Here is a 14,807-nt window from a genome sequence, read left to right on the forward strand (position 1 = left end):
CCGTGGACGCCCCTCCTCCTCGTCGCTTCGCCCTGCATCGTCGGCGGCGCGGGTCATGACACCCTGACCCGGGGATCGAGGGCCGCGTAAAACACGTCGGAGAGCAGGCCGGCCAGCAACACCACCGCGCCGGAGAACAAGGTGATGGCCGCGACGATGTTGGTGTCCTGCGTCGCGATGCCCTGCACCAGCCATTCGCCCATGCCGTGCCAGCCGAAGATCTTCTCCACGAACACCGCTCCGGTGACCAACCCGGCCACCCCGTAGGCGAACAGGGTGGCCAGCGGGATCAGCGCGGTGCGCAAGCCGTGCTTGACCAGCGCACGCCGGCGGGTCAGCCCCTTGGCGCGCGCGGTGCGGATGAAATCCTGGCCGAGGACGTCGAGCATCGCGTTGCGCTGATAGCGGCTGTATCCCGCCGCGGCCGCCAGCGCCAGGGTCAGCGACGGCAACACCAAATGCCGCAGCCGGTCGAGCAACTGCGCGCCGGCCCCGCCGGACACACCCGGTGAGGTCTCCCCGGTGTAGTCGAAAATATGCAGGCCCACGGCCCAGTTCACCCGCAGCGCGGCGAGAATCAACAGGTTGGCAATGACGAACGTCGGGGTGCTCAGGACCAGCAGAGCCACCATGGTGACGACGCGATCGCTGAGCCGGTACTGCCGAATGGCGCCCCACGCCCCGGCCGCGATGCCCGCGGCGGTGCCCACCAGCGAACCAATGATTAACAGCCGCAGCGTCACTCCGACGCGGCGCCACAGTGACTCCCCGACGGGCTGGCCGGTGATGGTCTTGCCGAAGTCACCGCGGACGGCGTGCGAAGCCCAGTGCGCGTAGCGGATCGGTATCGGCTCGTCGAGACCGAGCGCGTGGGCCTTGGCGTCGATGACGGCTTGTGGCGGTCGCGGATTGCGCTGCAGCAGGCTGTCCAGCGGCTTGAAAGCCACCGACGTCAGGCAAAACGTCAAAAACGATGCCAGCGCGAGCAGCACGACGTAGTTGAGCAACCGGCGCGCGAGGAACCGAGTCATACCCGTCCGCACAGCCCGCGTCGCATTGGGACAGGTTATCGAGCCGACAGCACAGCGTCGCGGGTGCAGCGCCCGGCGCGTTCGGTGACCTTTGGATCTGCTTGATTCTCATGCGTGCATCGCGTGTGATCGGTTGTTAGCATCCACCGCGGTACCGAGCGGTGCGGCAATTGCGGCACGCCTCAGACCGCGACACTCCCGAGGAGGCTTGCGTGACGGTTACCGACGATCTCCTGGCCAACAACGCCGAATATGCGAGCACTTTCAAGGGGCCGCTGCCGATGCCGCCTGGCAAACATGTGGCGGTCGTCGCGTGCATGGATGCGCGGCTCGACGTGTATCGCCTCCTCGGCCTCAACGAGGGGGAGGCCCACGTCATCCGCAACGCCGGGGGAGTCGTCACCGACGACGTCATCCGCTCGCTGGCCATCAGCCAACGACTGTTGGGAACGCGCGAGATCATCCTGATTCACCACACCGATTGCGGGATGCTCACCTTCACCGACGATGACTTCAAGCGCGGCATCCAGGAGGAGACCGGGGTCAAGCCGTCGTGGGCGGCCGAGGCGTTTCCGGACGTCGCCGAGGACGTCCGTCAGTCGCTGCGCCGCATCGAGGGCAATCCGTTCGTCACCAAGCACGTCTCCCTGCGCGGCTTCTTCTTCGACGTCGCCACGGGCAAGCTCAACGAGGTCAAGATCTAGAAGCGTGCGCCGAGCGTGTAGCCACGGCGAAAAATCGGCCCAATCCCCGCCACCAGTGCACGTTCGGTGGCCCTTCAGCCGACCTTGTAGGTCGCCAAGGCCTTGGCGACCAGCGTGCCCCCCGAGTCGACGATCTCGGCCTCGCAATTGACCAGTGATCGGCCGCGGCGCAGCACCCGGCCGATGCCGATCACGTCGGTGGCCCGAGCCGGGGCCATGTAGTCCAGCGCCATGGACACCGTCACGCCCCGTAGTTCCGGCGGGGCCGGGGCGCCGCACCACGCCGCGGCCATCACGGTGAGGTCGGCGAGGGTGGCGATGGCCCCACCGTGAACCATGTCGCCGAGCGTCACGTTGGACGGGTCCCAGGGCAGCCGCAGTCGCACGTCGCCCTCCTCGAGCCGGTCGGCGACGATGCCCAACTTGACGACAAACGGGGACTGGGGGAGGAACTGCGCGATAACGTCGCGACCGCTCGGCGCGGGCGGGCGAGAAGGTCCGGAGGTAGTCATTCGTCCATGCTTTCGCACCCCAGGTTGACAGGTCCAGTGCCAGCTGGTCTCATATATCGCTAAGGTGCTAAATATGGTCAATTCTGCCAGGTTTTAGCCGATTGCGAAGGAAGCGATGACCAGTGATCTGAAGGCGGCCCCCGCCGTCGGACAGTACGAATTGAGCCATCTGCGCTCGCTGGAGGCAGAGGCGATCCACATCATTCGGGAGGTGGCGGCCGAGTTCGAGCGGCCGGTGCTGCTGTTCTCGGGTGGCAAGGACTCCATCGTCATGCTGCATCTGGCGCTACGGGCGTTCCGTCCCGGCCGGCTGCCGTTCCCGGTGATGCACGTCGACACCGGGCACAACTTCGACGAGGTGATCGCCACCCGCGACGAGTTGGTCAACGAGCACGGGGTGCGCCTGGTCATCGCCTCGGTCCAGGAAGACATCGACGCCGGGCGGGTGGTAGAGCCGCGCCAGGGGCGCAACCCGATTCAGACCGTGACCCTGCTTCGCGCCATCCGGGAGAACAAGTTCGACGCCGCGTTCGGCGGGGCCCGCCGCGACGAGGAGAAGGCCCGGGCCAAGGAGCGCGTGTTCAGCTTCCGCGACGAGTTCGGTCAGTGGGATCCGAAGGCGCAGCGGCCCGAGCTGTGGAACCTCTACAACGGCCGGCACCACAAGGGCGAGCACATCCGGGTCTTCCCGCTGTCCAACTGGACCGAGTTCGACATCTGGTCCTACATCGGCGCCGAGAACATCGCGTTGCCGTCGATCTATTACGCGCACCGGCGCAAGGTCTTTCGCCGCGACGGCATGCTGCTCGCGGTCGACCGGAACATGCAGCCGGCCGCCGACGAGCCGGTGTTCGAGGCGACCGTGCGCTTCCGCACCGTCGGGGATGTCACGTGCACCGGATGCGTGGAATCGCAAGCCGCCACCGTCGACGAGGTCATCGCCGAGACCGCGGTGTCCCGGCTCACCGAACGCGGGGCGACCAGGGCCGACGACCGGATCTCGGAGGCCGGCATGGAAGACCGCAAACGACAGGGATACTTCTGATGGCCACCTTGCTGAGGCTCGCAACCGCGGGTTCCGTCGACGACGGCAAGTCCACCCTGATCGGTCGCCTGCTCTACGACTCCAAGGCCGTCATGGAAGACCAGTGGGCCGCGGTGGAGCAGACGTCCAAGGACCGCGGTCACGACTACACCGACCTGGCGCTGGTGACCGACGGCTTGCGGGCCGAACGCGAGCAGGGCATCACGATCGACGTCGCCTACCGCTACTTCGCCACTCCCAAGCGGAAATTCATCATCGCCGACACCCCCGGTCACATCCAGTACACCCGCAACATGGTCACCGGGGCGTCGACCGCCCAATTGGTGATCGTGCTCGTCGACGCGCGACACGGCCTGTTGGAGCAGTCGCGCCGGCACGCCTTCCTGGCGTCCCTGCTGGGCATCCAGCACATCGTGCTCGCCGTTAACAAGATGGACCTGATCGGTTGGGACAGAGAGAAATTCGAAGCCATCCGCGACGAGTTCCACGCGTTCGCCGCTCGGTTGGACGTGCACGACGTCGCCACCATCCCGATTTCCGCGCTGCACGGCGACAACGTCGTGACCAAGTCGGACCAGACGCCGTGGTACGACGGGCCGGCATTGTTGTCGCACCTCGAAGAGGTGTACATCGCCGGTGACCGCAACATGGTCGACGTTCGGTTCCCGGTGCAGTACGTCATCCGGCCGCACACCCGCGAACATCAAGACCACCGCAGCTACGCCGGCACCGTCGCCAGCGGCGTCATGCGTGCCGGGGATGAGGTCGTGGTGCTGCCCGTCGGCAAACACACCCGCATCACCGCGATCGAGGGGCCGAATGGTCCGGTCGAAGAAGCGTTCCCGCCGATGGCCGTATCGGTGTCCCTCGCCGACGAGATCGACATCTCGCGGGGAGATCTGATCGCGCGCACCCACAACCAGCCCAGGGTCGCGCAGGAGTTCGACGCGACGGTGTGCTGGATGGCCGACAACGCGACGCTCGAGCCCGGCCGCGATTACGTCATCAAGCACACCACCCGCACCACGCACGCCAAGGTGACCGCGCTCGATTACCGGCTCGACGTCAACACCCTGCACCGTGACAAAACCGCGACGGCGCTGAAGCTCAACGAGCTTGGCCGTATTTCGCTGCGCACCCAGGTTCCGCTGTTGCTGGACGAGTACACCCGCAACCCGAGCACCGGCTCGTTCATCCTCATCGACCCGCACACCAACGGCACCGTGGCGGCCGGCATGGTGTTGCGCGACGTGTCGGCGCAGGCGGCGAGCCCAAACACCGTGCGGCACAAGCCCTCGGCCACCGCCGAGGCCCGGCCCCGCGGTAAGACGGTGTGGTTCACCGGCCTGTCGGGTTCCGGCAAGTCGTCGGTGGCGATGCTGGTCGAGCAGAAGCTGCTCGAAAGCGGTTCTCTGGCTTACGTTCTCGACGGTGACAATCTGCGGCACGGTTTGAACGCCGACCTGGGCTTTTCCATGGCCGACCGCGCCGAGAACCTGCGGCGGCTCGCGCATGTGGCGGCGCTGCTCGCCGACTGCGGCAACGTGGTGCTGGTGCCGGCGATCAGCCCGCTGGCCGAGCAACGCGAACTGGCGCGCAAAGTGCACGCCGACGCCGGATTCGACTTCATCGAGGTGTTCTGTGACACCCCGATCGACGAATGCGAAAAGCGTGATCCGAAGGGCCTGTATGCGAAGGCGCGCGCCGGTGAGATCACGCAGTTCACCGGAATCGACAGCCCGTATCAGCCGCCGGTGAATCCCGATCTGCGGCTCACCCCGGACGGCACTGTCGAGGAGCAGGCGCAGCGGGTCCTCGACCTGCTGGAATCACGCGGCTAGCCTGCCGGTGCAGCCTGGCTGCACCGAAATGCACGCTCTGGATGGCACAATCCTGAGAGTGCGCATGTCAGCGAAGGCGGAGTACGCCGTGCGGGCGATGATCCAGCTCGCCACGGTGTCCGACGGGACGCTGGTGAAGACCGACGACTTGGCCCAGGCTCAGGGCATTCCGCCGCAATTTCTCGTCGACATCCTGACCAACCTGCGCACCGACCGGCTCGTGCGCAGCCATCGCGGCCGCGAGGGGGGCTACGAATTGGCCCGCTCTGGCAGCGACATCAGCATCGCCGACGTGCTGCGCTGCATCGACGGGCCCCTGGCCAGCGTCCGCGACATCGGCCTCGGCGACCTGCCGTATTCGGGACCGACGGCCGCGCTCACCGACGTCTGGCGGGCGCTGCGCGCCAGCATGCGATCCGTGCTGGAACAGACGACCCTGGCCGACGTCGCTACCGGTGGCCTGCCCAAGCATGTCGCGCAACTGGCCGATGACTATCGGAAACAGGAGAGCCAGCGGCACGGCTCGGCGCACGCCGGCGAGTAGGCAACGCGCCCTACGGCTCAGCCGCCCGACCCGTAGGGGCGGGTGAGGATCTCCATGGCATGACCGGACGGGTCGAGAAAATACACCCCGCGCCCGCCGTCGTTGTGGTTGATCTCGCCGGGAAGCTGGGCGCCCGGATCGGCCCAGTGCTGCAGGCCGCGCGACCGGATCTTGTCGTAGATGGCGTCGAACTCCTGCTCGGACACCAGGAACGCGTAGTGCTGACGCGGGATGTCCGCGCCGTCGGGAGCGTCCGCGTAGTCGAGGTTGGCGCCATGTTCGAGTTCGACAACCATGAAGTGGCCGAACGGCTTTGGGCTGGGCAGCCCGAACAGCTCGGTGAGAAACTCGGCGGATTCTCGTTTGTCGCGCGACGCGACGATGGTGTGGTTGAAACTGATGCTCATAGTTCTGTCCAGTCAACCACCGGTCGCCCTGCGCGACAACGCTGAAAGAGCGTTGCGCTACTTCGGCGCGGTCAGCTCCAGGGCGATGTTGTCGGGGTCGCGGAACTCCAGGATGTATGACGGCCCGATGTCCTTGACCGGCTCGTGGGCCACCCCAAGATCATCGAGATGCGCTGCCGCCGAATCCAATTCGGCCCTACTGGTCAGCCGGAACGCGATGTGGTCCAGCCCGACGCGATCCTCGTCGAAGCGGTCCGCGGCGACGGGCCGCAGCCCGAGCAGCGTCCCGCCCAAGTCGTAGATGACACCGCCGAACAGGAAGCTCAACTGATTGCGGGTGGATTCGTCGGCGTTGTCGGGGACCTCGAGCAACACCGGCCAGCCGAACACGCTCTCGTAGAACTGCCGGGATCGCTCGATATCGGTCACGGTCAGCCGGACATGCGCGATGGAAGTGCTGGTGAAGTCCACTCGCTCCATGGTTCCACTGATGGGCCGCATGTTAAACATGCCAGAATCGCCGTCGTGCAGATAGCGATGACCATGCCCGTGATGGAACCGGACCTGGATGCGACGGTGCTCGAGACCTGGGCGCGCACCATTGACGACGGACCGTTCTCGTCACTGTGCTGGGGCGAGCGCATCGCATTCGACAACCCGGACAACCTGACGCTGCTGGGCGCGCTGGCCGCCTGGACCAGCCGGGTGCGGCTGCTGACGACCGTGATCGTGCCGCAACTGCACGACCCGGTCATGCTCGCCAAGGGTCTGGCGACCGGCGACATGCTCAGCGGCGGCCGGCTGACCGTGGGCGTCGGGGTCGGCGGCCGGCACGAGGACTACCACGCCGTCAGCGCCGACCCGGCCACGCAGACGATGCGCGGGATGGCCGAACGGGTGGCCGTGATGAAGCGCGTCTGGGCGGGGGAGAAGATCACCGACTCGGTGCTGCCCGTCGGGCCGGCGCCGGTGCAGCCCGGCGGTCCGCCGCTGTTCGTGGGCAGCATCGGTCCGAAAACCATCCGCAGCGCGGCGGCGTGGGCCGACGGGCTGGCCGGCACCACCCTGGACCTCGACGTCGCCAAGCAGAACGAGCTGTTCGACGTGACGCGAGACGCCTGGGCGCAGGCCGGCAAGCCCAAGCCTCACCTGATCACCTCGTTTTGGTTCGCATTCGGCTCGCCCGAGGAGTCCCGCGCCCAGATACACCGCCATCTGCGCCGCTACATGAATTGGATACCGGCCGAATACGTCGACGCCATGGCGCCGATGACCGGTTGGGCCGGCAGCGAAGACGAGCTGCTGGACGTGCTGCGTCAGTTCGAGGAGATCGGCACCGACGAGGTTCAGCTCATCCCGACGAGCTCGGATGTCGATCAGTTGCGCCGCGCCGCGGAGGTCGCCGGGCGGCTGTAGCTCGTCCGGCGCAGGGTGAATTGCCGCATCGGCGCCGCGGCGTTTTCATTAGCGAATGACGCAGCAGGAGTTGCCCGCCCCGCTGGCCGAAATGACCGGGCTGATGGCGCAGTGCGCGAACAACGGCGATTTCGCCGGCGCCGCGGTGCAGGCCAACGAGCTGGTGACCCTGTGCCGAGCAACGCTAGGGGAGCGCGATCCCAACGTCCTCGACCTCAAGGTGACGCTGGCCACCGTGCAGCTGCGGGCTGGCGAGGACGCCGCCGTCTACGCCGACCTGGAAGAGTTGATACCCGATCTCGTCGAGGTGCTCGGTCGCGATCACCTGAGCACCTTGACCGCTCGTCACCTGCTGGCGGGTCGCCAACAGTCCCCGCTGTCCTCGCTGTCCGAATGGTCACAGCTCGTCGCCGACGAACAGCGCATTCTGGGGGCCGATCACGAGAGCACGCTGATGGCCCGCGAGAGGGTCGCTGAGAAGCGTTGGGAGAACGGTGATTTCGCCGGAGCTATGACCGAGGGGCAACACGTGCTCGCGGCACGGCGACGGGTGCTCGGCGACGATCACGCCGACACCCTCGGGACGCGGTTGATGCTGGCGATCTGGCGGGGCCGGGCGGGTGACATCCCGGCGGCGGTCACCGAACTCGAGTGGTTGATCGGCGAACTGCGCGACAAGCTGGGAGGCGACCACGTTCACCTGCTCATGGCGCGGCACATGTTCACGCTCTGGGCCCCGGACCGGGCCGGCGTGACGGACGGGGTCGCTGCATGGGAGGCGCTGGTCGAGGAAGAGGCGCGCGTGCTCGGTGACGAGCATCCGGTGACGGTCGCGGCCCGCCACGAATTGGCCGGCTGGTGTGCCCGGCACGGCGGCCGCGCGGACAAACCCGACACCCACGGGTCGGTGGACTGGTCTGCGTCCTGACCTCGACGAGCTGCTGTCAGGTCGCCGCTTTGTCCGCCGGGCGTTCGTCGTCGACGGAAGGCTCCTGGGGCGGCTGCCCCTTGCGGAGCGTCTCGAGCAGCTCGCGGTACGGCCCAACCAGGTAGACGGTGTCGCCGCCGCGAAGCCAGGCGTCGCGGCGCGGGTGCAGCTCGACCGGGGTATCGCGACGGGTGATCGCGATGACCCGGGTCTGGGTGGACATTTCGAACATCCGCAGCCCATCGAGTTCGCTGCCGGCCGCTACGTGCATGGCGCCGACCATGAAGGAACGCTGCCCGACCGAGAACGTGCCCAGCACCTGCAGGCCCATCGCGGCGCCGATGAACCAGGGAGCGGCCAGGTCGACCGTCGACCGGACGTTCTCGAACCCGAACCGTTTGGCCACCGCGTCGCCGAGGGTGCGGTCGTAGATGCGCAGGACGATCGGCACGTCGGGCCGGTTGACCTCGGGCATCACCCGGGGGCCCAGCATCTCGCGCAGCACGATGCCGATCTCGATGTTGACCATGTCGTCCTGGGTCAGCACGGCGACGGCCCGCGCGCGATCGACGCGGGCCGACTCCAGCGTCTGGCGCAGCGTCGCGTCCCCGAAGATCACCGGCACGTCGAGTTCGGCCGCGGTCGACAAAAACCGGTTGTTCTCGTCGCGTTCGATCACCGCGACGTCGTATCCGGCCGCGGTCAGATCGCCGACGACGCGGCTGCCGAAAGACCCCAGCCCCACCACGATGATGTGGTCGCGCAGGTGGCGCGCGCGCCGCACTCCGGCCGATTGCAGGACGCGGCGCGACAGCAGCAAGTCCGCCACGAAGGCGACGAGCAGCGCGGTGGTGGTCACGCCGGCGAACATCAAGGCGACGGCGAAGATCCGTAGCCACGCGGATTGTTGGGCGAAGGTGAATTCGCCGTATCCCACCGTGGTGATGGTCTCCGCGGTGAAATACATTGCGTCCAACCAGGACAGCCGCGGCTTCGTGTAGGAGAAGTGCACGATGATCGTCGATGCGAGCAGCAGGCCGAGCGCGAGCAGCATTGCGGGGAAGAGCATGGGGTTCACGTCGTCGCGCATGGCGCGCGCGGCGTCCGAGGCCCGCCGCACCCACGATCGGCGAGAGCGCGTCCCTGCCGGTTGGGGCGTTTTGATGCCGCGCGCGGCCAGCTCGTCGGCGCTGCCGATCATGGCGGTCCAATCACCGGCGCGCACTCGATGGTCGCGGCCCGGACAGGGCACCACCTCGTCCGGGGTGGCGGCGTCTTTGCCGTGGATCACGGCCACCGGTGCCAGGTCGCCGTAGATCTCTCGAAGGGTCGCGTCGCGTGGCGCCTCGGCCCCCGACACGACGAAGTTGATGCCGGCCGCCTCGACCGGGTGGGTGTTGCTCGCCAAGCAGGCCTCGACGACCGACGGCGCCGCCAGGTCGGCGACGTCGAGAATGGCGCCGGGACCGTTGTCGGCGGCCACCGCTCCGCGCAGCACGTCGTTGCCCAACCGGGCGACCACACGCAGATCCGGATTCGTTTTCCTTGCCAACAAAGCGTTTTCGAGATTCTTCGCGTCGTCATGCCCGGCGCAGACGATGGCGCTCGCTCGGGCCAGGTCGGCGCCGGCGAGCTCCTCGCTGGGCAGTTTGACGATGGCGGCGCCCGCGCGGTTCAGTTCCGTGGCGATCGTGGTCGCGAGCACGTCGTCGCCGCTGACGATGATGTGACTGCGCGCGCTCATGGACGTTTCGCCGCGACGGTGACGGCACAGTCGCGGTCGTTTTGGCGTGGTGAGTCGTCACGCATAAACCCCACCTCTGATGACTTGGCGCTCACTTGTTGCTACGACTATCGGGCACCGTGTCGATTGACGCCAGTGCGACATGTGCTCGAGCGCGAATTGAATTGGGTGGCCGCCACGCCACGGCGGCGGCCACGGGCACGCGCGATCACCGCCCGCTTCCGAGTTGAGCCGTCCGCCAACGGAATTGGCCAGGTTAGTTACAAAACCTGAACGTCCGCAGGTGACCAAAACGCCCGCATCGACGTGATCTTGGCGTCCGCGTCGAAGGACATCGTCGAGATGGGCGAGATCCGGGTGCGGCTGTCACCGGCGTCCAGCGTGAGGTGCCAGAGGAAGGCGGCTTCGCTGCCAGAGACCCGCAATTCGGCGAGTTCGGTGTCTTTCTTGGCGTCTTGGAAACCGGCATAGAAGCCGCGGATGGCGTCGTGCCCGCGGCGAATGTCGGCTCCGATCGGATCCTCGATGGTGGCGTCGGCAGCGTACAGGGTCACGATGTCGTCGGCGGTGCCCGTGGCGACCAGCGCCAGGTAGCGATTGACGGTCTCGGTGATGGCTTCTGGGGACGGCATGGATTCGGACGCTACTCCCTCGCGCTTCAGGTGCGGTATGGCGGCGATACTGGCGGCGTGACTTTTATCGAATGCCTCGCGAGCCGCGAGGTCTACCGGAATCCGTGGATGGTGCTGCGCGAGGATGACATCCGCCGCCCGGACGGCAGCACGGGCCTCTACGGGGTCGTCGACAAGCCGGCGTACGCGCTTGTGATGCCCTATGACGGGCACCGCTTCCGGTTGGTCGAGCAGTTTCGCTACCCCATCGGGGAGCGTCGTTGGGAGTTTCCGCAAGGCACCGCTCCAGGCCTGGCCGACGCCGCACCGGCCGAGTTGGCCGAGCGTGAGCTGCGCGAGGAAACCGGATTGCGCGCAACGACGTTCGAGGTGCTCGGCGAGCTCGACGTGGCTCCGGGGATGACCAGTCAGCGCGGCCGGGTGTTTCTGGCCACGGGGATCATCGAGGGCGAAGCCGACCGCGAACACGAGGAGCAGGACATGCGCAGCGCGTGGTTCGCGCGCGACGAGGTCGAGCGGATGATTCGCGGGGGAGTCATCGCTGACTCGCAGTCGATCGCCGCCTACGGCCTGTTTCTCTTGCGCTGAGGACCGACGTCGCGCAACACCGTGATCGTGTCCTCGCCGAGATCGCACTGCGTCATCGGACACCCACCATTGACCAATGCGGCCGAGGTTTCGGGTAGTTGCGGTGCTCACTGCCGTGACTGCCTCGGTCGCCGGTACACCCGCTGTCGGCGCGCACGCGGTGTCGCCGTCGTGGAACGGCAAATACTCACTGGTGCGGTATGCAGCCGGCAAATCCGGCACCAGCGTCGCCGCGACGCAAGCCGAACCGACGTTCAGCGCCGACTACGTCTTCACCACCGCATGCTCGTCGGGCACGTGCGTGGCCACCGCGACCAACGGCCCCATGCCCAAGAATCCGACCCTTCCCCAGCCGTCGCATTACACCTGGGATGGGGCGAAATGGGTGGAGCGCTTCGACTTCCAGTGGGATTGCTATATGGGAGACGGCGTGCAGAAGGTGTGGGCCCCGGCGCGATCCTGGGCCTTCTACACACCGCAGGCGGACGGATCGTTGCGCGGGCTCTGGCACACCGACATCAACGGCGGCCCGTGCGGCGGGACCGTCGAGATGCCGGTGGCGGCGTTTGCCGCCGAGCGGGGCTGACGAAGACGCCGTCGATCAGTCCGGCGGCGCGCTGGTCATGGAGGCGATGTAATAAATCTCGTGACCGGTGGGATAGCCACCACCGTCGGTGGCGATGTGAACGTGGTCGTAGTGGTCGGCGGTTTCTGAGCCCAAGTCGGCCATCCAGTTTCCCCCGCCGACGCCCGGGTAGATCTTCTGCCGCCAGATGACGTGGTTGATTCCCCACCGCTTCGCATTTGCCAGCGCATACCCGGCGATCTGATTGCCGAGCTCGATGCCCTCCGGGGTGTGGAAGTTCGGGATCATCACGTCGATCGCCAACCCCTTGGGATGCCACGGCAGCGGGTCTTCCCGATACCCGTAGATGGTCTTGATCTGGGGGAAGAGCACGCCGATGGCACGGGCCGCCCAGATGGTCTTGACCTGCAGCCGATCCTCGGACGCGACGCCGCGGGGTAGCGGGAGCTGGAATTGCTGACCGGCGGAAGGCGCGGGGGGCGCCAGCGCGGTCAGCGCCTCCAACTCGGCCGGACTGGCGGTGCGCGGCGCGCCGGGTGGCGGAGTCGCCGCGGTGGAGGTGGTGGGGGTCGCTGCCGGGGTCTCGACGCAGCACCGCGGCTTGGTGCCCTGGGCGTGGATCATGGCGGCGGAGACGACGAGCGACGCCGCGATCGCCAGCCATCGGCCACTGCCCTTAGCGAACACCTTCGCCCCCACGACCAGCAGCTTAACGTCGTCTGTGACCTGTGGGGCGAGGTTTTCAGAAGACTGGCGCGCGAAGCGTCGTTCAAGCAAATGACCGTCTCGGCGACGGCAGAAGTGGGTAAACAACGCACTAGCGCGCGGAGTTCACGTTCGAGAGCGAGTCACCGGTCGAAAGGCGGCAGCACATGGTTCGTCACGAGGGAGGCCGATGGGACGTCGGAATCAAGGATGCCGCGGTCTACGTCGAACGTATTTCTGACAGCGACGAGCGCCTCTTCGAGGATTCGTTGGCCGCTGAGGAGGCCCGCGACCTAGCCGGGCTGCTGACCAAGTATGCGGACAAGCTCGACGAGGCGAAGGATTCCGACAAGGCCAAGGAGGCCGAGGAATCCGAGGAATCCGAGGACTCGGAGAAGTCCGATAAGTCCGACGGGTCGGAGGACTCCGACGGATCCGACAAGTCCGACGGCTCAGAGGACTCCGACGAATCAGACAAGTCCAAGGGGTCGGAGGACTCCGACAACTGACGACCTGAGCTGGTTAACCGCGCACGCTATAACGTTGTTGCGCAGTGCAATACCTCGTGAGAGAAGTCAGCCTCGTCGCCCGGCCCGCTCGGCGAATGCGTCGAGCGCGGCCAGCACTTCAGGAGAACGCCACACTCGGTTGCGGGGTCCACTGGCCGTTTCGACAAGGATTCCCGCCTCGGTGAGCGGGTTGAGGTAGCGGTGAGCGTTGGTGGATTCGATGCCGAGCTCCTGTGCCAGGAGCGCAGCGTTGACGACCGGGCGGCGGGGCAACAAATCGGCGACCTTCCACACCGCCGAGTCGGACCGCGCGGTGATCACATCGTTCCAGCTCTCCCGGATCCCGCGAATTTCGACGACCAGCTGACGCCCGTTCGCGATAGCCAGGACGCTGGCGTTGGAGAAGCGCTCGACAATCGGGGCGGCATCACCGTCGCGGTACGCGGTGAGAGCGGCGAAGTAGGAGTCGGTGTCGGCCAGCAGCCCTGCCGAGACCGGGACCGTCACCTGGTGGGTCAAACCTTTGTTGCGCAGCATGGCTTGCACCAGTGCCCGGCCCGTGCGTCCGTTTCCGTCGGTAAACGGGTGAATGGCCTCGAACTGCGCGTGGGCCACTGCGATCTGCGGCAGCGCGGGGACATCGGCGCGCTGCGCGAACGTGAGCAGGTCATCAATGGCCCCGGGGATTCGCTCGTGGCGCGGCCCGACGAATGTCGCGCCGATGGGAGTGGATCCACCGCCGATCCATACCGGCTCGGTGCGGAATTCGCCTGGGGTATGGCGCGGCTCGTTGGCCATCAATGCACGGTGCATCGCCAAAATGGCGTTGGAGTCAACAGTGTCGGACAGGGCGATCGCTGCTTGCATCGCGGCCGTGTTGGCGACGATCATTTCGGCGTTTCTCTTCGCCTTGCCGCCGGGCAGCTCGGCCTCGGCGATGGCTCGAGACGATGCGGTCAGGTTTTCGATTTGCGAGCTGGCGGCGGATTCCGACCGCATCAAAACGGCGGCAAATGGTGCGATCTCGCCTCCGAGCTCGGCGTCAAAACGCGTGATCTCGCGGCTGGCGGATTCGGCCTCCGCCAACACGGACGGCGGCAAGTCCAGGATCAGGTCGGCAACGTTGGCCGGCACTGCCGGGTGGTACGTGCCGTACTTCGGCCGCGCCGCGTTCGCATACCGCGTCCCCTGTGGTTCCCAACGAACATGTTCGTGAGTGACCGGCTGAAGTGAAGTCATTGGTCCCAGTTAACCTCACTTGCGCGGTTAAGTGAAGTCAATGGTGGTGGTAGACGTCACTTAACAGATCTGGTGCGTCAAGCGCGTGCGATCTCGGCGCCTTAGCGCAATTGTTGTGCCGAGCTGACAGCGGCGACGAAGTCGAATCACACCTCACAGCAAAACCATGCCTGAAGTGCGGTGACACTGGTGCCCCCGGCAGGATTCGAACCTGCGGCCTTCTGCTCCGGAGGCAGACGCTCTATCCCCTGAGCTACGGGGGCGCTACAACTTTGTTGCTGCACCATTGGGCTCCGACAGACTAACGCATCGAGGCGGCTGCCCCGCCACCGCAATGGATTCGGGGCGCGGGCGCCCCAGCCAATAGGATGGACGC

The 14,807-nt window shown here is 66.6% G+C and carries 17 protein-coding genes and 1 tRNA gene; 9 read left to right on the forward strand and 9 right to left on the reverse strand.

Annotation, left to right across the window (positions count from 1 at the left end):
• Positions 1-53 precede the first annotated feature (53 nt).
• Positions 54-1,031 (reverse strand): ABC transporter permease, encoded by a 978-nt coding sequence (locus JF781_RS01755; RefSeq protein ID WP_225326737.1) that lies wholly within the window; start codon positions 1,029-1,031, stop codon positions 54-56.
• A 212-nt stretch (positions 1,032-1,243) separates the two neighbouring features.
• On the opposite strand from JF781_RS01755, the gene JF781_RS01760 reads away from it, so the two are divergent.
• A complete protein-coding gene (locus JF781_RS01760; RefSeq protein WP_225326736.1) occupies positions 1,244-1,735 on the forward strand; it encodes a carbonic anhydrase in 492 nt (163 codons plus the stop codon).
• 74 nt (positions 1,736-1,809) lie between these two features.
• On the opposite strand, the gene JF781_RS01765 is transcribed toward JF781_RS01760, so the two are convergent.
• Complete coding sequence (locus JF781_RS01765; protein ID WP_225326735.1) at positions 1,810-2,247, reverse strand: PaaI family thioesterase; 438 nt, start codon at positions 2,245-2,247, stop codon at positions 1,810-1,812.
• A 115-nt stretch (positions 2,248-2,362) separates the two neighbouring features.
• Between JF781_RS01765 and cysD the strand changes: the two genes are divergently transcribed.
• From cysD to JF781_RS01780, 3 genes are read left to right on the forward strand one after another with little or no spacing between them, the layout of a single operon-like run.
• Entirely contained in the window at positions 2,363-3,292 is a 930-nt protein-coding gene (cysD, locus tag JF781_RS01770; protein ID WP_225326734.1) for a sulfate adenylyltransferase subunit CysD, read from the forward strand.
• On the forward strand, positions 3,292-5,133 hold the full coding sequence (gene cysC, locus JF781_RS01775) for an adenylyl-sulfate kinase (protein ID WP_225326733.1): 1,842 nt from the start codon (positions 3,292-3,294) through the stop codon (positions 5,131-5,133). Before cysD ends, cysC begins: the two co-directional genes overlap by 1 nt.
• Positions 5,134-5,191: 58 nt before the next feature.
• On the forward strand, positions 5,192-5,677 hold the full coding sequence (locus JF781_RS01780) for an RrF2 family transcriptional regulator (protein WP_225326732.1): 486 nt from the start codon (positions 5,192-5,194) through the stop codon (positions 5,675-5,677).
• Between the two features lie 17 nt (positions 5,678-5,694).
• Here the strand turns inward: JF781_RS01780 and JF781_RS01785 are convergent, their stop codons facing one another.
• Both JF781_RS01785 and JF781_RS01790 read right to left on the reverse strand, forming a co-directional pair.
• Entirely contained in the window at positions 5,695-6,084 is a 390-nt protein-coding gene (locus JF781_RS01785; RefSeq protein ID WP_225326731.1) for a VOC family protein, read from the reverse strand.
• A gap of 57 nt (positions 6,085-6,141) precedes the next feature.
• Positions 6,142-6,555 (reverse strand): VOC family protein, encoded by a 414-nt coding sequence (locus tag JF781_RS01790; protein ID WP_225326759.1) that lies wholly within the window; start codon positions 6,553-6,555, stop codon positions 6,142-6,144.
• A gap of 66 nt (positions 6,556-6,621) precedes the next feature.
• Here JF781_RS01790 and JF781_RS01795 point away from each other — a divergent pair, with 66 nt between their 5' ends.
• Both JF781_RS01795 and JF781_RS01800 read left to right on the forward strand, forming a co-directional pair.
• Complete coding sequence (locus tag JF781_RS01795) at positions 6,622-7,500, forward strand: LLM class flavin-dependent oxidoreductase (protein WP_225326758.1); 879 nt, start codon at positions 6,622-6,624, stop codon at positions 7,498-7,500.
• 55 nt (positions 7,501-7,555) lie between these two features.
• Positions 7,556-8,428, forward strand: a complete 873-nt coding sequence (locus JF781_RS01800; protein WP_225326730.1) for a tetratricopeptide repeat protein — start codon at positions 7,556-7,558, stop codon at positions 8,426-8,428.
• Positions 8,429-8,444: 16 nt separating this feature from the next.
• Here JF781_RS01800 and JF781_RS01805 read toward each other — a convergent pair whose 3' ends face one another.
• Positions 8,445-10,172, reverse strand: coding sequence for an NAD-binding protein (locus JF781_RS01805; RefSeq protein ID WP_225326729.1), 1,728 nt, complete (start codon positions 10,170-10,172; stop codon positions 8,445-8,447).
• 260 nt (positions 10,173-10,432) lie between these two features.
• Entirely contained in the window at positions 10,433-10,804 is a 372-nt protein-coding gene (locus JF781_RS01810; protein ID WP_067176198.1) for a nuclear transport factor 2 family protein, read from the reverse strand.
• A 108-nt stretch (positions 10,805-10,912) separates the two neighbouring features.
• On the opposite strand from JF781_RS01810, the gene JF781_RS01815 reads away from it, so the two are divergent.
• Both JF781_RS01815 and JF781_RS01820 read left to right on the forward strand, forming a co-directional pair.
• On the forward strand, positions 10,913-11,392 hold the full coding sequence (locus JF781_RS01815) for an NUDIX domain-containing protein (protein WP_225326757.1): 480 nt from the start codon (positions 10,913-10,915) through the stop codon (positions 11,390-11,392).
• Between the two features lie 115 nt (positions 11,393-11,507).
• Positions 11,508-11,978 (forward strand): hypothetical protein, encoded by a 471-nt coding sequence (locus tag JF781_RS01820; RefSeq protein ID WP_225326728.1) that lies wholly within the window; start codon positions 11,508-11,510, stop codon positions 11,976-11,978.
• A gap of 15 nt (positions 11,979-11,993) precedes the next feature.
• Here the strand turns inward: JF781_RS01820 and JF781_RS01825 are convergent, their stop codons facing one another.
• Positions 11,994-12,665: a glycoside hydrolase gene (locus tag JF781_RS01825; RefSeq protein WP_374109658.1), complete on the reverse strand. Its 672-nt coding sequence runs from the start codon at positions 12,663-12,665 to the stop codon at positions 11,994-11,996.
• Between the two features lie 185 nt (positions 12,666-12,850).
• On the opposite strand from JF781_RS01825, the gene JF781_RS01830 reads away from it, so the two are divergent.
• Positions 12,851-13,192, forward strand: a complete 342-nt coding sequence (locus JF781_RS01830; protein WP_225326726.1) for a hypothetical protein — start codon at positions 12,851-12,853, stop codon at positions 13,190-13,192.
• Between the two features lie 66 nt (positions 13,193-13,258).
• Here the strand turns inward: JF781_RS01830 and JF781_RS01835 are convergent, their stop codons facing one another.
• Together JF781_RS01835 and JF781_RS01840 are read right to left on the reverse strand one after the other, a co-directional pair.
• Complete coding sequence (locus tag JF781_RS01835; protein ID WP_255640742.1) at positions 13,259-14,431, reverse strand: Fic family protein; 1,173 nt, start codon at positions 14,429-14,431, stop codon at positions 13,259-13,261.
• Positions 14,432-14,618: 187 nt separating this feature from the next.
• Positions 14,619-14,694 (reverse strand) — tRNA-Arg (locus JF781_RS01840).
• Positions 14,695-14,807: the final 113 nt, after the last annotated feature.

The sequence above is a fragment of the Mycobacterium sp. WUMAC-067 genome (assembly GCF_020217485.1).
Taxonomy (GTDB): domain Bacteria; phylum Actinomycetota; class Actinomycetes; order Mycobacteriales; family Mycobacteriaceae; genus Mycobacterium.